The organism is Thermococcus paralvinellae, assembly GCF_000517445.1.
Lineage (GTDB): Archaea > Methanobacteriota_B > Thermococci > Thermococcales > Thermococcaceae > Thermococcus_B > Thermococcus_B paralvinellae.
Genome location: NZ_CP006965.1, coordinates 196091 through 213553, shown reverse-complemented (window position 1 = coordinate 213553; position 17463 = coordinate 196091). Strand labels below are relative to the sequence as shown.

The following is a 17463-nucleotide window of genomic DNA, read 5'->3' as shown; positions in this document are numbered from 1 at the left end:
AGTTGTAAAGAAAGCTAAACTCTTCTACCCCTACGGCCGCCCTTGGGCCTTGTACCGTCGTGAGGTATTGGTGTAACGTCTTCAACACGGCCGATCTTAAGACCAGCTCTAGCTAAAGCTCTAATTGCAGCTTGAGCACCTGGTCCTGGGGTCTTGCTCTTACTTCCGCCAGGAGCTCTAACTTTAATGTGCACACCAACAATACCCTTTTCCAAAGCTTCTTCAGCTGCCCTCTTAGCGGCAATCATGGCTGCGTATGGAGATGGTTCATCTCTGTCTGCCTTAACAACCATACCACCGCTCCATCTTGAAATTGTCTCTGCACCGGTGAGGTCGGTTATGTGAATTATGGTGTTGTTGTATGAGGAATAAATGTGAGCAACACCCCATTTCTCCTTCTTCTTAATATTTACCTCCTCAGTCATTGAGCCTCACCCGCCTGCTTAGCTTGCTCAATAACAACTCTCTCAGGGTGTGATTCCTTAGCGAAAGGTGATGTCTTTGCGTAAGTTATACCATCTTCCTCTTCTTTAAGGACGAGGTAGCTCGGTGATCTGATTATCTGTCCATTGACTTCGATGTGACCGTGGACAATTAACTGTCTTGCCTGTTTGATTGTCCTTGCAAGGCCTTTTCTGTAGACAAGCGTCTGGAGTCTTCTCTCTAAGATGTCCTCAATCGTAAGTGAAAGAACATCATCTAACACAGCATTTTCTGGAAGGATTCCAAGTCTTGCCAACCTCTGAAGCAGTTGCTGTCTTTCAATCTCTGCCTGCTTTCCTCTTGCTGCAAGCAGCCTTCTTGCTCTTCTTCTGAACTCCTTAAGCTGAGTCTCATGCTTCCAGAGCTCTTTCTTGTTCTTGAGGGCATACTTCTTTACTAAAACTCTCTCTCTGTCAAGCCTCTCCTTAATCCATGGATGAGAGGGAGTTTCGTATTTCTTCCTTTGTCTCTTAGGGTCTCCCATTTATATCACCTCACTTCTTCTTTCTTCTTACACCGACTGTTGTTCCTCTTCTGAAGTTCGATCTCGTTCTCTGTCCTCTTAATGGCAAGCCAAGCTCGTGTCTAATACCTCTGTATGCCCTAATTCTCCTGAGCCTGTTGATGTCCTCACGCCATGCCATGACAAGCTTTGCACCAATGAGGTGCATATCTCTTCCAGTCTCGTAGTCCTTTGGTCTGTTCACTGCCCAGGGTGGAATTCCATGCTTAACTGGGTCCTCAAGGATTTCCTCAATGAGCTTAACTTGTTCGTCTGTTAGATAACCTGCCTTCTGGAATGGGTCTAATCCAGCAACTCTGCACACCATTGTTGCAAAGTTTATGCCAATTCCTTTTATTCCTGTGAGCGCCCATCTGAGCTGTTTATTTCCATCCAAATCTACTCCCGCAACACGGACGATATGCCTAAATTCTGCCATTATAAATACACCTCCAGATTAATCCTTCAAAGAGGATTTTGGCGCCGGGACGGGGATTTGAACCCCGGCGGGCAAACGCCCACGGGCTCTCAAGGCCCGCGCCATCCCAGGCTAGGCGATCCCGGCATACACCCTATAGCCACTTCCTTTAGCTAATTCTCTCACATCTTTAAAGGTTTGCTCCATTAGGGCTTTAATAAACTTTGCGCCCTGATTAGTTCTTATCACCAGCTGGAGCAGACCTCCATCGTAGAGATGCTTGGGAGCATTTATAACTATTTCTCTTAAAACTTCCTTGCCGGCATGCACTGGTGGGTTTGTAATTATGCTGTGAAACTTTTCTCCTTTGACGGGTTCATAAAGGTTACCCCATCTAACCTCGGCATTCTTCACATTGTTGATTTTTAAGTTTTTCTTTGCTATGCTTATTGCTCTCCTGTTAATGTCAGTCATCACAACGTAATCAACAAATTTAGCCACCACAATGCCAATTGCACCATACCCACAGCCCAAATCCAAAACACGCCAATCTTTTTCAAGGATAGCATTTTCAACCAATAATCGAGTACCCTCATCATATTTCCCGAAAGAGAAGACTCCGCTCGCTGTGATGAACTTAAAATACTGTCCTCTAATAAATACCTCAATTGTCTTAGTTTTTAGTGGAACATTGGGATTTTCGGAGTAGTAGTGGCTCATAGTTGAAGATTCGCTGAGAAGGTTTAAAAAGATGGCTCTAACGTTATACCAATAGCTATTGTGATTCACTGACTCGTCCCTGCCTCCTATGAGACAATGTGTTCCAATTATTATCCATCCCCTAAAGAATCCAACGTATGCAACTAATGGAAACTGGCCTTCACCCCAGAGTCGAGATATTATGAAGAGATCCAGAAAGCTAGCGACCACCCCAACAACTATCTATGAGGGGAGACATTTTTGAGAGACACGAACTTATCCCTCTGTCAATGTCCAGATTTAACTACATACAGCGTGGTCAAAGCTATGATGATTAACCATGCCCAAGACAGAGCTCCAGAGACAGTTGCCCCTGTATATCCCGAAGAGACATATAATTTGCAATGCTTATGGACAAAACAAACAACGCTATTTCAATATTTAAGAGCCAATGCTTTCTACTTATCCTCTTCTGATACACTAAAAGGAAAAGAAAATACAATGAGCCAATAAACATACCAGCATAGACTCCTAGTTTGTCCCATGACATCATATTACCACATCTCCATAGTGGTCACTAAAATTAATGTTCAATCCCTTATAACCTTTCCTTTTACCAAACGTAATTATTTCCGCTTTTTTGTAGAATTGAGGTATTCCAACCATAGTTTCACTAGCCTATTTGGACTATATTAAGAGGGAGTAAAGCGATATCTAAATGAGCGCAACAGTGGAAAAAGAAGTCTATGAAAAGCCCACAATCACCACATCTTCGGATACCAATCCCTCGGCATGAACACCTTTTCGACATCAACAGCTATTCCCTTGCTCTTGTTGAGCATCTCTTGGCTTGTCATCATAGCTTTTCCTAACGCAACAAGTTCATCCTTGAGTGTCATTATAGCAACTAAATCTCCTTTCTTTATGCCAGCATGCACCTTAACAATTCCAGGAACTGCTAAATCAGCACCATAAGTCACAGCGGCAACTGCTGAATCCCTAATCCAGACCTTCGGCAGATGCTCCACTGCCTTCTCCATCGGCTGGATTGCTTTCCTGAAGTATTCCTCAATTCCATCTTCCTTCCAGAAGTGATAGTAGTCAACTAAGTCATGCAAAGTCACTAAAGTTTCATCCTCCTTAAACGGTCCGCTTCTCGTTCTTCTCAGCTCGGCCATGTGAGCACCGACTCCCAAAGCTAGCCCAATATGGTGAATAAGTGAACGTATGTAAGTCCCAGCCTCAACGCCAACTCTGAAGAGAACATCTTTACCATCAATTTCCAGAATTTCAATGTAGTACACTTTTCTCGTCCTCAACCTCCTTTTAACGGCACTTCTTAGAGGAGGCCTCTGGATGATTTCCCCCTCAAACTCCTTCATAACTCTGTAGATCTTATCCTCTGGAACATCACCATGAAGATGCATTAAAGCTACATACTCCTTTCCAGCTGGGAGCAAAGCCTGAACTACACGAGTTGCTTTCTCAAGGGCAACCGGTAAAACACCACTAACCTTTGGATCAAGTGTTCCTCCATGACCCGCTTTCTTTAAGTTAAAGAGCTTTTTAATCCATGCTACAACCTCGTGGCTTGTAGGTCCCGGAGGCTTATCGAGATTGATTATGCCAAACTGCATGTGCATTTCCATTGGCCTCTTCTCGGGCGGAAAGCCCCACTTTGGATTGGTCTCAGCTTTTTCATCTTTGATTAACACTTCCCTCTTGATGTCTGCAGGAAGGATTCTTCTAACTTCATCTCTCGCCATGAGTATCACCTAAATGATTGCCATGTAAGAATCTCAGAATTTTGCTTTATAAATCTGCCCTCAGAATTTAAACTTATAATCAAACGCTGGCCATCTTGGGAGATACTTAACGAGCTTGACGTAAGCAGGGACAAACACTTCGCTTTTGTTTTTCTTAATAGCTTTTAAAATTACGTCTGCAACTTCTTCTGGGCTGACAGAACCTTTAGGGACTTTTCCATGCCAGAAAGGAGTTGCTACTTGTCTCGGATACACCTTAATTATATGAACATCTTTTTCTTTCAACTCTTTTTCAAGATTAACAACCATATAGTGGAGAGAAGCTTTTGCAGCTCCATAAGATGGCAGCTCTACGGTGTTAACAAATGCTGCAGCACTTATAACAAACACGACTTTCCCACCTCTGGGGATCATGTCCAGAAGCTCCTTCGTAAGCACAATTGGGGCTATTACATTTACCTTGAAAAGTTTCTCGAGTTCTTCCTCATTTTGCTCAAGGAGAGGTTTAGCTATAGCAAAGCCCGCGTTGTTAATGAGAAGGTTAAGCCTTCCAATACTCCTTTGTTCCAGCGCCTTTCTAATCCTCTTTGCCGCTCCCTTTTCACTTAAATCCATAATAATGTAGTCAAAATTTTCAAGTGAGCTAAGCTCTCTCAGGGTTTTTTCATTCCTGCCAACTCCAATAACAAAATAATCCTGTTCAATCAATCTTTTTACAATTAACTTTCCAATTCCACCGGAAGCCCCAGTAACAAGTGCATTTTTCATAAATTTCACCTAAGTTAAGAATTAGAAAAAAGAAGTCAAAAAGCTTGGCTTAGCTTCAAGCCAAGCTGATTCCAGCTTGCTCCAGAGCAGCCTTAACTTCCTCGTCACTTGCTCCTCTTGGGATGTTAATCTTCTCTGGAAGTGGCTCGATGTGCTTTATGTTCATTCTTCTTCTCTTAACCTTGTTCAAGCCTGCTCCAGTAACGAGGACGAAGTTCTTGTCAATTATATCAACTACAACAACCTTTTGTCCAGCTCTTCTTCCGGCAATAACAACAGCTATTCTTCCTATATCAATTGCTGGCATTCATCCCACCCCCTCATTTTTTCTTCCTAAACCCCGTGTCGCCATCGGGGTACAGGTGGTCGATGGCGGCCTTCACAATAGCGAAGACCCCATCGGGCGACCATTTCGAAGTGTTTATAACTAAATCATAAATCGAAAGGTCGTTGATGTCAATACCATAAAGGTTTAAATATCTTTTCCTATTCTGCTTTTCTCTCTCGGCAATCTGCATAAATGCTTCCTCAACACTAATGCCCTCTCTCCTTGCAACCCTTTCAGCTCTAACTTTTATTGGGGCATCGAGCCAGATTTTAAGATCAGCATTCCTGACCATCCATCCAGCCAAGCGGCCCTCAATAACAACATTGCACTCCTTAGCGGCCTCAATCTGCCTCTTATCAACTTCTCTGTCAATCTCTGGATGAAGCTCAGCATATTTCTGAAACTCCTGCAAAGTCATGCCCATTTCTCTGGCCATCTGTCTGAAAATTAAACCAGCATAAATATGCTTAAATCCATAATGTCTGGCAATATTGCGGCATAAAGTTGTAGTTCCTGAACCTGCTAAACCGCTTACTGTTATCACTAGACAGCTTTTTGGCATTTCAACCACTCAATAAAATTTTTAGAAATCAGGAAATTTGTGCCCTAACCTGGGCTTTCATAACCTTACGCATGCAGCTTGGGCAAAGATGTGGCAATGGTCTCTCTGGTCTTTTCTTGGTCTTTGGCAACTTTCTCATTTCACTCGGTCTTCCCCTTGGAATGCCATTGAGTGGTCTTCCACACATTGCACAGTGAGCAATCTTTGGCTTTCTTCTCTCAAAGTGTATGACAGTCCTTCCTCCGGGAGTTCTAACGTATTTCCTTCTCCATGACCTTGACCTATACATTGGTTTCATTTTTCTCCACCTCGCTTAGCATTTTTGTTCAGCATTTTTAAACTTAACTAAGCCATGTCCAATACCTTTCTTAAAACTTGTCCTACTACCATTGAAGTCAGGATGTACCATCCAATATAACCGAGTTCATTTGCATGAAGAGAGGATGCCTTGTGGAAAAAGTCGGCTAGGAAAAAGTTGAATGGCAGCTTTACGACAACTACCTCAAGATACCATCTTCTCATCCAGTTAAAGAAAATTATAAACACTGGCATTGTTACCAGCATAGGCTTAAAGAATGTATCCTTCATAACCTCATTTTGGAGTCTCAAGAGCTCCATCTGTTTTTGTTGAAGCTTTCTAAGCTTTTTCTCATCTCCTGCTTTCTGCGCTTCCTTCCACTCTTTTTGGAATTCTTTACTTAGCTTTTGAAGTCTTTTCATCTTTTCCTGGTCAACTAGGAAATAGTTCACTAATGTGAAGAACGAACCTAGTATTATGCCTGAAATTGTCACTACCCATAATGGATGAGTTGACACTAATAATGGCCCAAATATTTTGTCCAACACAGCATATATCGGCTCAAGCATATTCCTCCACCGCCAGATCAAGTATTTTTACAAGTTCATTAACAGCCTCTTCCAAACCTTTATCTTCATGATTCTCAATTATCTTTATAAGTGCATTGGAATGAATTGCATAACTTATTGCTGCAGCCCTATTTAAATCTTGATGTCTCTGAATCTGTTCTTCAGTTTCAACGTCTCTATCTCTTTTCAAATCCCTTAATCTTCTTCCAAGGATTTCGCTTGGAGTCGCTTCAATTATTACGATGAAATTTGGATTGATAGTTTCAATGACCTTTCTTGGAAATCCAAGCAGGTAACCAAGGGGGGTCCTAATTGTTGCATGAGTATCTAAAAGAACAGGTTCCTTTTTAGCTATTTCAGCGATTTTTTCTGCAGCTTTTTGCTGGAGAATTCTCTGCTTCGACAGATCTAATCTTCTCATCTCATCCCTATGCTTGACCCAACCCAGCTTTACTGCTTCTTCAAACATTAAGTCACCAAAGTTGACAAGCCTAAATTTAGCCCGTGTTCTCTTTAGAGCCAGTCTCGTAATAGTGCTTTTACCCACTCCCGGAATGCCTGTAATCATAACTACAAACGGCATTTGATATCACCCTGATGAAATTAAATTGGAGCTAAGGTCATTTTGCTGTCAAAGAATAAAAGAAGTCAGGGGTTTAAAGATTTTTTGGAAAAAGAGATGTCAACCAAAGAACCTGCGAAGCATTGGAAACATTTCGCTCACTTGCTCTCTTGCTATCTCTTCGTAGAATCTGTAAAGAATTCCAACAGTCAGCAGTATTCCAGTTCCAGTTCCTAATGCACCAAGAAAGTCAGCCAACACTGCAACTACTGCTAATGTAAATGAGCCCCAGAAAGTAACGTATGGAATATACCTTTGCAGTACTCTCTCGAGAATTCTTGGATCTCTTCTGAATCCTGGGATTTGAAGTCCTGCTCTTTGTAACTGCCTTGCTATACTCTTTGCATCTAAACCCGTGAGCTCAACCCAGAGAAATCCAAAGATTAAAGCCCAAAAGATAGTCATAACTGCGTAGATTAATGCCCTTACTGGATCTGATGTAACATGGAAAATATCCCTCGGAGGAATTGTGTATCTAACAAATCCCGAAATTGCAGCCCCAGTTTGAGGATCGAACTGTCCTAGGATAGGATGTCCAAGTCTCTGCAACAATCTAGCCCAGAGCTGAATGTTTGCATAGAGTGCAAAAGTCAAGATGATTGGGATGTTTGAAACATACATGAATCTAATTGGATATCTCCCCCTAACTGTAACTCTTCCATAGCTGAGTGGGATCTCAACACGCATGCTTTCCAAGTAAACGACTATTAGGAAAACAACCAATGTTGCAAGCACATTGCTCATATCTGGTAAATTTCCTCTGTAAAATCCACCAGTCAAATCACCATTGATTAAATGCTGAATAAATGCAGGAATTGCACCAATTATTGCAGGTTTTCCTGTGAGAGGATCAATCACTTGAGTTGTAGTTAACGGATTGAATGCTCTTGTAATTATTGTCTGTGAAACACCAGCAGCAATGAATAAGCTGATACCACTTCCAATTCCCCATTTGCTAACGAGTTCATCCATGATTATAAGGAGTATCCCACCAATTGCAAGCTGAAGGATTAAGAGGACTTTTATGCTCAAAGCTGGGTTTCCAAATGCACCAGCTAATACATAGATAGCCGCCTCAAAGAAACACATGAATACTGCAAACACTCTCTGCAATGCCTGATAAAATCTCCTATCTTCATGGTTTGATAAGTCGAGTTTTATTATCTCAGAACCTACTAAAAGCTGCATGATAATTCCAGCAGTAACAATTGGACCAATGCCTAAAGTGAGAATGCTACCGCTCCTACCAGCAAGAACAACTCTTAAGGTCTCAAAATAGTCTTGAACAGTTGGTGGCAGACCAAACAGTGGGATCTCTGACAAGATGAAATACAGTAACAATACAATTCCGGTCCAGGCAAATTTTTCTTTTAAAGGCACATGTCTCTTTGGTCTTTCAATCTCTGGAAACCATCTCTCTAATGCATAAACTACATCCCTTGCACCCATGATTAACACCTACCAAAATTTAAAATAAAAAGATCAAGCGAGGATTGCCTCTCCTCCGGCTTCTTCAATCTTTTCTTGGGCTTTGGGGGAGAAGGCATAAGCCTTGATGACCAAAGGTCTTGTGAGCTTTCCAGTTCCCAAAACCTTGTCAGCGAACTGTGTTGTGTCAACGATAATTTTTCCGTTCTCTTCATATGCAATTCCCATTTGCATGAGCTCGTCTAAATGTTCGTCAATGAACTTCAAGTTTACGGCAATAATTTCCCTTTGAACTGCTTTTGGTCTACTGAACCCTCTCTTACCAAGGTGATCGGGCATGTATTTGATGACCCAAGTCCATTTTGTCTTGTTCCTCTTTCCAGTTCCACCCATTCCTCTACCGCCCTTATGTCCTCCGCCCCTGTGCTTCTTCTTGCATCCCCAGCCATGAGTGTGGGAACCACGAAGCTTTCTCACTTTCTTCCTTCTCCTAATCATCGCAAGCACCTCACAGCATTCTCTCTATAAGCTCGTTAATCTTCTCGCCTCTATAACCCAAAGCTCCACCCTCTTTGAATGTCCTCTTCTTGCTTCCCTTGAAGCCACCTCTTGGTGGGTGAAGCCTAAAGACTGGTTTGAGGTTGGGCAAATCACTGAGCTTCATTTCTCCGTTAATGACTTTTTCGGCAAACTCTTCAATTGTCATTCCAAGCTTCTCCTGAACGTATTCATCTGTAACCTTCTTGTTCCCGATTAGTCTACCCCTCTTTCTTATGAGCTTTGCAAGGGTTTCAGCGTTAATTTCGCCCCATGTAATGTAGTCCTTTGCCTTCTGAATCATTCCCTTGTAGCTTGGTGTGTCGTCAACTATGACGAGATGGTTAACCTTGTGAAGTCTAAGCATTGCGAGTGTATCCCTTACTGGTCTCTTAACTCCAACTCTTCCTCTAATCCTAATTATTGCTATCTTTGCCATCTTTGCTCACCTCACAGCTCAAAGTTCTGTGGCATCTCTCTACCAACGATGATGCCGTACTTTTCAATCATATCTGGTTTAATAGCAACTTTGTTTGTGTTGTATAGTGCATTAAACACTGCCTTTGCAAAGTTAACTGTTGTTCTAGTCTCACCAAAGCTTTGTGACCATACATCCTTAACTCCTGCCAAGGTGAGTATCTTCTTGCCGACGTCACCAATGACAAGTCCAAGACCTCTTGGTCCTGGCATGAGCCTGACTCTGACGCTTCCCTCTTTTCCTTCAACTGTGAATGGAACTGAGTGCGGCCTTCTACATCTGCACTCCCATGAACCACAACCTCTCTTAATTTCAATGATATTCATCTTAGCATAGTTTATTGCTTTTCTAATTGCTATACCGACTTCCTTTCCATGGCCAATGCCCAATCCAACATAACCATCTCTGTTACCAACTGCTGCCAAAACCCTGAATCTTACTCTCCTACCGCTGTCAGTCATTCTAACTGTCAGAGCTATGTCAAGAACCTGCTGGTTTTCTCTTGCATTAACTTCTGGAATAAGGACATCAACAATTTCTGGCTCCTTAATCTGGTAACCTTTTCTGAAGATCTCGTGAATGTCCGTAATCTGCCCTTCCTTAACGAGCATACCTAACTTAGTCTTGGGCTGCCATTCTTCCAATACTCTTTGAGCGTATTCCCTCCAGTCTTGACTCATTCTCTCGCCCCCTCAAACTTTTCAATTATTCTCGCTTTGACTTCATCAAAGTGCTCTGGAAGCTTTTCAGGTTCGAGACCTTTAAGGAGGTAACCGCCAAACTGTCTTCTATATCTTTCCTCATCTTCCTCTTTGAGCATCTTAGCGTATTCAGCTATGTGTTCCCCCCTGATTCTATAGTCCTCTGGATAAATATCCTCGCTGTGCGGAACATTTAAACCAGCGTCAACTGCACCTTTGAGGACTGCAAAGACGCTTGAACCTTTTGTTGGTGGGTGCAATCCTATGTCAAGAATAGCTTCGTCTATGCCCTTCTGCAGTGCCTTGTAGCCAATAAGTAAACCCAAGAGATAAGCGCTTGGAGTGTTTCCTCCGTGTCCTTTCCAGCCAAAGTCTCTCATCAATTCCCTTGTATGAGCTGAAACTAAAGTCCTGTCGCCCTTTGGATCATAAACAATAATTTGGGCAATGTGATGATTGAGTGTCTTTCTAACCACTAACCTAGGCTTGCCTGATTTGAGGAGCTTAAGCCTCTTGTGATAGTTTGTCTTACCCTCTCTTCTCCTTCTGAATGGAACCCTATATCTTGGCCCATGTGCCATTTATATCACCTCTTCAATATTCCTCTCTCTTCAAGGAACAGATAGAGCTGGTGCTTGTTCTTGAATTGTCCACCCTTCGCTCTTATGTACAATCTCCTGTAGGTGTGAACATCTATCTTTTTCTCTGCCTTGAGCTTTCTGAGCTCTTTTCTCAATGCTCTGATGGTCATAATCCATCTTTCCTTTTTGCCCATTCTTGCTGTCTTCTTACCTTTTCTGCTTCCTGGTCCCCTGTGCCTTCCCTTCTTTCTCTGTTCGTGCCTTATCTTGGCTCTGTAAGTGCTCTGTCCCTTGATTGGCTTTTTCTTGATAACTCCTTCTTTTATTAGACGCTTGATATCTTCTCTCGTGATTGCGGATTTGACGTCCTCAATTCTCTCAGGATCAATCCAGATCCTGTTCTCGCCACATTTTAAAATCTCAGCAGCAATCCTTCTCTGCATTCTCATTATCCTCACCCATTAAGCACTTTAATACCCAACTCTTTTGCTCTCTCAATTATCGTGATTCTCTTCTTCTTTCCGACTGTTCTTGCAATCCTCGCTGCCTGTCTTGCTGGGTCAAGGGCTTCAAGCTCTTTGACGTTGTGAACTAACACTTCCTCATACCCACTTGGATGTAATCCTCTAACAAGTTTGGGTGAGCTCCATCCAATGCTTGGTGATCTTGGCTTACCTTTCTTCTTGAGCCTCATCTTGCTGTCAATTCCCTTTGGTCTTCTCCACTTTGGATCGTTTTTGAACTTTGGAAAGCGCCACCATTCTTGCCTGAGGAATCTTGGCTTCTTTCTCTTGAGCTTTGCCCTAATTCTTAAGAGTCTCGCTTTCTCATTCATTTCTCACACCTCAGAACTTTATAGGCTTGCCAGCCTTCTCAACAATGTAAATTCCATCTTGAAACACTCTTCTATCCCATTTTGTAATTCTTGTTGCCTGTTCAATATTTGCAGCCGTCTGTCCAACTTTCTCTTTGTCAATTCCTTCAACAATAATTTCCTGTCCCATGACCTTGACTTTAACTCCTGGCAAGATTTGGGCTATTCTTGGGGCTTTTTCACCGAGGAAGTTCTCAATGACAACTTTGTCTCCTTGAACCTTAACGGTAACTGGGAAGTGGCTGTAGACAACCTTTAGCTTGTATGTGAAGCCCTCTGTTACACCCTTAATCATGTTGTTTATGTGAGCCTTGAATGTTCTTGCAATTGCTATGTCCTTCCTCCTTGGAAAGTCCTTGTATATTACAACCTTTCCATCTTCGGTGAATATCTTAATTCCAGGATACTTCAGTTCTCTCTCAAGCTCTCCCTTTGGACCCTTTACTTTGACAAGGTTATTTTCAACGGTGACTTCAACTCCTTCTGGAATTTCAACCTCTTCTCTTACCCACGCATCAATTGGCATCTCTCTCACCTCAGTAGACGTAAGCTATCAACCTTCCACCAATTCCCTTATCTCTTGCTTCCTTGTGAGTCATTACGCCCTGTGACGTTGAGACTATCAATATTCCGAACTCGAATGCTGGGAGGAATCTCTTTTCCCAGTATTCATAATCTCTTGCCTTAACCGGGAATCTTGGCTTTATTGCACCAGCTTTGTTTATCTTACCTATGAGCTGAACTCTGTAAATTCCAGCTCTTCCGTCGTCAATGAACTCAAATTCACCGATGTAACCATTCTCCTGCATAACTCTCAAAACTTCTCCAATGAGCTTTGAGGCTGGCTTTATGTAAACCTCTTTTTTCCCAACCCTCTCACTGTTTGTAATATGTGATAGAGCATTTGCCAACGGGTCAAGTAAAGTCATCTCCTCTCACCTCACTCGTATTTCCTAAATCCTAACTTTGGAGCTATCTCTCTAAAGCAGTGCCTGCACAACATAAGCCCGTGGATTCTGATGATTGGTCCAAATTGTCCGCAACGAATGCATCTTCTCGCACCCTTACCAAACTTTCTTGGCTTTCTCCTATTGTAGTCTGCCTTTGCCATTCATCATCCCTCCACAATCTCAACGCCAAACTCTTCTTGCATGAAAACCATACCTTCTTCCTTTGTGAGCTTGTGTCTTGTAGGTATCTTTGTTCTCTTTCTCCTTCTCCTTGCAATCCTAAATCCTGGCCTTTCGAGTGTTACACATACGTCCATACCAAAGATACCGATCTCTGGGTCGTACTCAACACCTGGGATGTTTATGTGCTCCTCAATTCCAAAGCAGACATTTCCGTGTTCGTCAAAGTTTGAAGCCTTTAACTTGTTGTCAACCGCTGCCAAAAGTCTCTTAAGCATCTCATAAGCCTTCTTCCCTCTGAGTGTAACTTTTACAGCTATTGGCTCTCCTCTTCTAATTCCAAAGTCTCTGTTTGTTTTCTTTGCCCTTCTCCTAATTGGCTTCTGTCCAACAAGTTGCTGGAGCATTGTCTCTGCTTTGGTTAACCTCTCCCCGCTCTCACCAACACCAATGTTGATTGTAACTTTAGCTATTCTTGGTCTTCTCATTGGGTGAGCTTCCCAATCAGCTAAAATTTGCTCTCTATTTGCTATCATCTCAATTCACCTCATGGCAGTGAAATCTCTGGCTTGTCCTTTCCAATAACGAAGGCATACTCTTTGAGTGTGTCGAAGAGCTCGCCTTCTTGGTCTTCAATTGTAACAACATCTGGCCAGCCCGCTGGGAAGTGTCTGACCTCAACGATCTTACCAATTCTTGCAACGTTCTTACCCTGTGTAACGAAGACGTATGCACCGATTTCAAACGGAAGTATCTCAACGATTTCTCTCTCCGGCATCTTCATGAGGACGGTGTATGATGTCTTGAAACGGTCTTTGACTTCATCGGTGAGTGAGCTGAGCTTTATGAGATGGTTTGTTCCATCATGGAAGCCAATCTGGAGGTTTCCTCCTTTGACCATGACCTTCCTGGTAACTCTGAGTGGCTTTATCTTAGCTTCTTCCTCGCTTATTGGATGAAGGATTAGCTTACCAATTCTGTTTGGTAAAACCCTGTAGTGCTCACCGGTCTCTGGGATTGAGACAACATCCATAATCCCAACAGGGAACTTGTAGTCCTTTCTTACCTTTCCATCTACAAGGATTTTACCCTCGTTAAGTACCTTTCTCGCCTCTCTTGCCGTCTTTGCATAGCCAAGATAATCTCTAACGATGTAGAGGAGCGGAATTGATGTTCTCATATTGTGTGGTCCTGGCCTTGGTCTCACAGCCCACTTGTAGGTTTTTCTCTCAATATACCATTGAGTTGGAGCAGCAAGTCTCTTTAAATGCCTCTTAGCACCTTTTCTTGCCATATTCAAGCCCTCCTCTCAATTATCTTTTTCCTTCTCTCATCGTCAAGGTTAAGCTCAACAATCATAACATTTGATGGGTGTATCGGATAGAATACTTCAGTTCCATTGACTTTCTTAAGTGTAGCCCCCTCAACATAAATCCTGTATCTCTTTAAGTCAACTTCAACCACTTTACCCTCGACACCCTTGTAATCTCCGCGCATAATTCTAACCTTATCACCAGTTCTTATTGGCAAGTTCCTTACTCCATACTTCTGCCTGAGCTCCTTGCTCAAAGTGGCGCTCATTATTTTGTGTCTTAAGTGGAGAGGAGCATTATATAAAAACTTTCTCTGCTTCCTCGGTTGCTTACTCTTGAGTCTCATTTCTCTCACCTCACAATACTATGCTCGCAATACCACCCAATCTAACCCACTTCTCAGCTGCCTCTCTTGCGATTGGGCCTCTGATTTCAGTTCCTCTTGGAACGCCATCCTCTGTTGTAATGACAGCTGCATTGTCCTCAAACTTAACCCTCATGCCATCCAATCTTCTGTATTCTTTTCTCTGCCTAACAATGACTGCTCTAACGACTTGGTGTCTCATGTCTGGTCTTCCCTTCTTGACTGTTGCAACTACCATGTCTCCAACGCCAGCTGAAGCTAGTCTTCTTCTAACGCCGTGGTACTCAACAACACCAATAATCTGGATGACCTTTGCACCGCTGTTGTCAGCAACCTTAAGGTAAGCACCAACGGGTAAAGCCCTTGTAGGCCTTACAGGTGAAACACCTCTAGTTGCACCAGCACCCTTCTTTCCTCTCTTTGCCATCACAATCACCTCTCACCAGCTTTCTGCAAAACTGCAACAACGACAAAGTGTTTTGTTTTGCTCAATGGCCTTGTCTCAGCAATCAAAACTTTATCGCCAACTTTTGCATTGATGCATGGCGGATTGTGTGCGTGTATTTTGCTTCTTCTGAGCTCGTATCTTTCGTACTTTCTAAGGTAGTGGTAGTACTGTCTTTCAACTGTAACAGTTCTTCTTGGCTTATCGCTGACCACTATTCCCTCAAATACTCTACCGTGGATTTTTAGGTGCCCATGCCAAGGGCACTTGGGATCATCACACTTTTCAGCGGGAGGTTGAATTCTCAACCCAATGTCTCTCATCTTTTCCACCTCTTTTTCAATCTCATCTCGGGTCTTCCAATCAGTTCCTTTCCATCAATCACGATTTTTTTATCGCCAACTTCAAACTCAAACTCAGCAACGTTCTTAGGAATTATCCAAACTTTCTCCCCAACGATTGTGAGCGTATTTTTGGTCTCATCTATTATGTAACCTTCAATGCCAACCAGCTCTGGATGAGAGCTTCTCTTGATTTTCACTTTCAGCCCTATTAGCTCGTGCCATATTAATGTTTTCTTGTTCACTCGATTTCTATTAAGTCCTCTGAAAATCCATACTCTGCCAACAATTGCTTGACCTTTTCTCTGTGATCCCCTTGAAGCTCTATTCTCCCTTTCTTTACTGTTCCTCCGCATGCCAGCTTCGCCTTCAGCTTTTTTGCAATCTCCTCAAGGTCAAATTCTTTCTCATCTATGCCCTCAATTATGGTCTTCAGCTTTCCATATCTTGCACGCTCAATATACACCCTAATCCTCTGCTGCTCCTTCAATACCTCCTTAAATAACATCTCATCCAGAGGGTTTACGATCCTTGGCACCAAACATCACCTTCTTTCTCTCAACTTCTCCCTCTTAATTGTTAACAAACGGGCTATATCCCGTCTTAGATTCCTAATAACCATCGGGTTCTCTAAAGATGTCCCCATTGTGAGCATTCCTCTCTCCTTAGCAAGTTCAAGGCGGAGCTCTCTAATCTTCTGCTCAATCTCTTCCAAACTCATCTCTCTAATTTCGCTAGGCTTCATTGTTCGCTCACCTCTTCCTCAATTGGCTTCTCGATAATTTCAATTTCATCTGGAAGCTTTGCCTCTGGTGGCATTATTGCAACTTTAACACCTATAACACCAAGCTTGAGCAAAGCTTGGGCATATCCCTTGCTAACCAAAGTTTCAGCTGGATTTCCAACCTTTGCGAGATAACCCTGGTAAAATCTAACGCTCTTTGCTCTCTCACCTGTAAGCTTTCCGCTGAGCCTGATCTCGACACCTCTTGCACCGTTTCTCATAATTGCTCTAATTGCTGCATAAGCTGCCCTTCTGAAGTGAACTCCCCTCTCTAAAGCTTGGGCAAGTCTAACTGCCTGAACCTTTGCGTTTAGATAGGGATTCTTAATTTCCTCAACTTCAATCTGTGGGTTCTCAACTCCAAACTGTCTCTCAAGAACTCTTGTGAGCTCTCTGATTCTTCTTCCACCTCTACCTATAACGTAACCTGGATTTGCTGCAAAAATTATAACCTTTGTTCCGAGAGGTGTCTTTTTGATATCTAATCCACCGTAACCAGCCCTTCTCAACTCCTTCTCAAGGTATTCGTCGATGAGCATTTCTCTAACTGCTTCTCTAATGAAGTATCTCTCAATAGCCATGAGCTCACCTCCTTACCTCTTCAACAACTATCTCAATGTGTGTTGTCTCTTCATTGAATGGTGTAGCTCTTCCGAAAGCTCTTGGAATGTATCCTCTGAGCACTGGACCCCTGTGAGCTGCTGCATGGATGATCTTAAGCTTGTCTGGGTCTAAGCCCTTCTGCTCTGCATTGTTCTTTGCATTCAAGAGGACTTTCTTGATTGCCTTTGCAACCTTGACTGGATATCTTCCTGGCCCGAAGCCCTTTCCTCTCTTGTGTCCCTGTGAGTCATTGAATCTTCTCAATGGAACTGGTCTTCTCATTGCAATTACATCATCAAGGAATTTTATTGCATCGTTGAGCATCATTCCCCTAATCTCTCTGCATATCTCGACGGAGAACTTTGGTGAGATTCTTAAATCTCTCCCACTAGCCCTTGCCATCCTCTCTGGATCAAAATTTTGGAAAGAGTAGCCAAATCTTCCTCTAGGCATTCATACCACCTCACTTGATTGCAACGAACATTGATGATCTTGTTGCACCAACACCAGGTGAACCGTGCTGGACTCTCTTTCTTGTTAATGCAAACTCACCCAAGTAGTGTCCTATCATCTCTGGCTTTATTTCAACAGGCACGAACTCTTTTCCATTGTGGACATAGATTGTTATTCCAACCATCTCTGGGAGGATTACCATGTCTCTGCAGTGTGTTCTGATCGGCTTCTTGTACTTGCCCTTCTTAGCCAGCCTAATCTTCCTTAAGAGCTTCTTCTGCTCTGGACTAAAGCCTCTCTTTAAGCTTCTTCTTTGTCTTGCAGGGAAAAGCTCAGCCACTTTATCGAGAGGCATATTTAAGAGCTCTTCAAGGGTGTAACCGCGATATCTAAACTCTTTTCTTGCCATTCAAATC

The 17463-nt window shown here is 42.8% G+C and carries 32 protein-coding genes and 1 tRNA gene; all 33 read right to left on the bottom strand.

Going from position 1 to position 17463, the window contains the following annotated elements:
* Positions 1–14: 14 nt before the first annotated feature.
* The 33 genes from TES1_RS01155 to rpsS all read right to left on the bottom strand — a co-directional run bounded on the left by TES1_RS01155 (position 15) and on the right by rpsS (position 17456).
* A complete protein-coding gene (locus TES1_RS01155; protein WP_042679474.1) occupies positions 15–425 on the bottom strand; it encodes a 30S ribosomal protein S11 in 411 nt (136 codons plus the stop codon).
* Complete coding sequence (locus TES1_RS01150) at positions 422–967, bottom strand: 30S ribosomal protein S4 (protein WP_042679472.1); 546 nt, start codon at positions 965–967, stop codon at positions 422–424. The genes TES1_RS01155 and TES1_RS01150 overlap by 4 nt, the downstream gene beginning before the upstream one ends.
* Before the next feature lie 10 nt (positions 968–977).
* Complete coding sequence (locus TES1_RS01145; protein ID WP_042679471.1) at positions 978–1424, bottom strand: 30S ribosomal protein S13; 447 nt, start codon at positions 1422–1424, stop codon at positions 978–980.
* Positions 1425–1463: 39 nt separating this feature from the next.
* Positions 1464–1550, bottom strand: a tRNA-Ser gene (locus tag TES1_RS01140).
* A complete protein-coding gene (locus tag TES1_RS10785; protein WP_084340054.1) occupies positions 1536–2123 on the bottom strand; it encodes a class I SAM-dependent methyltransferase in 588 nt (195 codons plus the stop codon). Before TES1_RS10785 ends, TES1_RS01140 begins: the two co-directional genes overlap by 15 nt.
* Before the next feature lie 740 nt (positions 2124–2863).
* On the bottom strand, positions 2864–3868 hold the full coding sequence (locus TES1_RS01130) for an RNA-guided pseudouridylation complex pseudouridine synthase subunit Cbf5 (RefSeq protein ID WP_042679466.1): 1005 nt from the start codon (positions 3866–3868) through the stop codon (positions 2864–2866).
* 60 nt (positions 3869–3928) lie between these two features.
* Complete coding sequence (locus tag TES1_RS01125) at positions 3929–4636, bottom strand: SDR family NAD(P)-dependent oxidoreductase (protein ID WP_042679464.1); 708 nt, start codon at positions 4634–4636, stop codon at positions 3929–3931.
* A gap of 55 nt (positions 4637–4691) precedes the next feature.
* Positions 4692–4943, bottom strand: coding sequence for a 50S ribosomal protein L14e (locus tag TES1_RS01120; RefSeq protein WP_042679462.1), 252 nt, complete (start codon positions 4941–4943; stop codon positions 4692–4694).
* 13 nt (positions 4944–4956) lie between these two features.
* Positions 4957–5526, bottom strand: a complete 570-nt coding sequence (gene cmk, locus TES1_RS01115; RefSeq protein WP_042679460.1) for a (d)CMP kinase — start codon at positions 5524–5526, stop codon at positions 4957–4959.
* Positions 5527–5554: 28 nt separating this feature from the next.
* Complete coding sequence (locus tag TES1_RS01110; protein ID WP_042679458.1) at positions 5555–5824, bottom strand: 50S ribosomal protein L34e; 270 nt, start codon at positions 5822–5824, stop codon at positions 5555–5557.
* Positions 5825–5871: 47 nt separating this feature from the next.
* Entirely contained in the window at positions 5872–6393 is a 522-nt protein-coding gene (locus TES1_RS01105) for a DUF106 domain-containing protein (RefSeq protein ID WP_042679456.1), read from the bottom strand.
* Entirely contained in the window at positions 6386–6976 is a 591-nt protein-coding gene (locus tag TES1_RS01100; RefSeq protein WP_042679454.1) for an adenylate kinase, read from the bottom strand. Before TES1_RS01100 ends, TES1_RS01105 begins: the two co-directional genes overlap by 8 nt.
* A gap of 99 nt (positions 6977–7075) precedes the next feature.
* Positions 7076–8464 (bottom strand): preprotein translocase subunit SecY, encoded by a 1389-nt coding sequence (gene secY / locus TES1_RS01095; RefSeq protein WP_042679452.1) that lies wholly within the window; start codon positions 8462–8464, stop codon positions 7076–7078.
* A gap of 33 nt (positions 8465–8497) precedes the next feature.
* Positions 8498–8941 carry an uL15m family ribosomal protein gene (locus TES1_RS01090; protein WP_042679450.1) on the bottom strand — a complete coding sequence of 148 codons (444 nt, stop codon included), beginning with the start codon at positions 8939–8941 and terminating at the stop codon, positions 8498–8500.
* A gap of 10 nt (positions 8942–8951) precedes the next feature.
* Positions 8952–9419, bottom strand: a complete 468-nt coding sequence (locus tag TES1_RS01085) for a 50S ribosomal protein L30 (protein ID WP_042679448.1) — start codon at positions 9417–9419, stop codon at positions 8952–8954.
* An 11-nt stretch (positions 9420–9430) separates the two neighbouring features.
* Positions 9431–10138, bottom strand: a complete 708-nt coding sequence (rpsE, locus tag TES1_RS01080; RefSeq protein ID WP_042679446.1) for a 30S ribosomal protein S5 — start codon at positions 10136–10138, stop codon at positions 9431–9433.
* Positions 10135–10740, bottom strand: a complete 606-nt coding sequence (locus TES1_RS01075; RefSeq protein ID WP_042679444.1) for a 50S ribosomal protein L18 — start codon at positions 10738–10740, stop codon at positions 10135–10137. The genes rpsE and TES1_RS01075 overlap by 4 nt, the downstream gene beginning before the upstream one ends.
* 5 nt (positions 10741–10745) lie before the next feature.
* On the bottom strand, positions 10746–11189 hold the full coding sequence (locus TES1_RS01070) for a 50S ribosomal protein L19e (protein WP_394296077.1): 444 nt from the start codon (positions 11187–11189) through the stop codon (positions 10746–10748).
* A gap of 5 nt (positions 11190–11194) precedes the next feature.
* Positions 11195–11575 carry a 50S ribosomal protein L32e gene (locus TES1_RS01065; protein WP_042679442.1) on the bottom strand — a complete coding sequence of 127 codons (381 nt, stop codon included), beginning with the start codon at positions 11573–11575 and terminating at the stop codon, positions 11195–11197.
* Positions 11576–11585: 10 nt separating this feature from the next.
* On the bottom strand, positions 11586–12140 hold the full coding sequence (locus TES1_RS01060; protein ID WP_042679440.1) for a 50S ribosomal protein L6: 555 nt from the start codon (positions 12138–12140) through the stop codon (positions 11586–11588).
* A gap of 10 nt (positions 12141–12150) precedes the next feature.
* The gene (locus TES1_RS01055) at positions 12151–12543 is read right to left on the bottom strand and encodes a 30S ribosomal protein S8 (RefSeq protein WP_042679439.1); all 393 of its coding nucleotides are present in this window, start codon (positions 12541–12543) and stop codon (positions 12151–12153) included.
* Between the two features lie 11 nt (positions 12544–12554).
* Positions 12555–12725: a 30S ribosomal protein S14 gene (locus TES1_RS01050; RefSeq protein WP_042679437.1), complete on the bottom strand. Its 171-nt coding sequence runs from the start codon at positions 12723–12725 to the stop codon at positions 12555–12557.
* 3 nt (positions 12726–12728) lie between these two features.
* Positions 12729–13280: a 50S ribosomal protein L5 gene (locus TES1_RS01045; RefSeq protein ID WP_042679435.1), complete on the bottom strand. Its 552-nt coding sequence runs from the start codon at positions 13278–13280 to the stop codon at positions 12729–12731.
* Positions 13281–13291: 11 nt separating this feature from the next.
* Positions 13292–14038, bottom strand: coding sequence for a 30S ribosomal protein S4e (locus tag TES1_RS01040; protein ID WP_042679433.1), 747 nt, complete (start codon positions 14036–14038; stop codon positions 13292–13294).
* Positions 14039–14040: 2 nt separating this feature from the next.
* Entirely contained in the window at positions 14041–14403 is a 363-nt protein-coding gene (rplX, locus tag TES1_RS01035; RefSeq protein WP_042679432.1) for a 50S ribosomal protein L24, read from the bottom strand.
* Between the two features lie 10 nt (positions 14404–14413).
* A complete protein-coding gene (locus TES1_RS01030) occupies positions 14414–14848 on the bottom strand; it encodes a 50S ribosomal protein L14 (RefSeq protein WP_013466378.1) in 435 nt (144 codons plus the stop codon).
* A gap of 5 nt (positions 14849–14853) precedes the next feature.
* Positions 14854–15189 (bottom strand): 30S ribosomal protein S17, encoded by a 336-nt coding sequence (locus TES1_RS01025; protein WP_042679429.1) that lies wholly within the window; start codon positions 15187–15189, stop codon positions 14854–14856.
* Positions 15186–15563 carry a ribonuclease P protein component 1 gene (locus TES1_RS01020; protein WP_084340004.1) on the bottom strand — a complete coding sequence of 126 codons (378 nt, stop codon included), beginning with the start codon at positions 15561–15563 and terminating at the stop codon, positions 15186–15188. The genes TES1_RS01025 and TES1_RS01020 overlap by 4 nt, the downstream gene beginning before the upstream one ends.
* The gene (yciH, locus tag TES1_RS01015) at positions 15449–15748 is read right to left on the bottom strand and encodes a stress response translation initiation inhibitor YciH (protein ID WP_173391280.1); all 300 of its coding nucleotides are present in this window, start codon (positions 15746–15748) and stop codon (positions 15449–15451) included. Before yciH ends, TES1_RS01020 begins: the two co-directional genes overlap by 115 nt.
* A gap of 3 nt (positions 15749–15751) precedes the next feature.
* Complete coding sequence (gene rpmC, locus TES1_RS01010; protein ID WP_013466374.1) at positions 15752–15952, bottom strand: 50S ribosomal protein L29; 201 nt, start codon at positions 15950–15952, stop codon at positions 15752–15754.
* Positions 15949–16572, bottom strand: a complete 624-nt coding sequence (gene rpsC, locus TES1_RS01005) for a 30S ribosomal protein S3 (protein ID WP_042679424.1) — start codon at positions 16570–16572, stop codon at positions 15949–15951. Before rpsC ends, rpmC begins: the two co-directional genes overlap by 4 nt.
* A 4-nt stretch (positions 16573–16576) precedes the next feature.
* The gene (rplV, locus tag TES1_RS01000) at positions 16577–17047 is read right to left on the bottom strand and encodes a 50S ribosomal protein L22 (protein ID WP_042679422.1); all 471 of its coding nucleotides are present in this window, start codon (positions 17045–17047) and stop codon (positions 16577–16579) included.
* 10 nt (positions 17048–17057) lie between these two features.
* Positions 17058–17456, bottom strand: a complete 399-nt coding sequence (rpsS, locus tag TES1_RS00995) for a 30S ribosomal protein S19 (RefSeq protein WP_013466371.1) — start codon at positions 17454–17456, stop codon at positions 17058–17060.
* Positions 17457–17463: the final 7 nt, after the last annotated feature.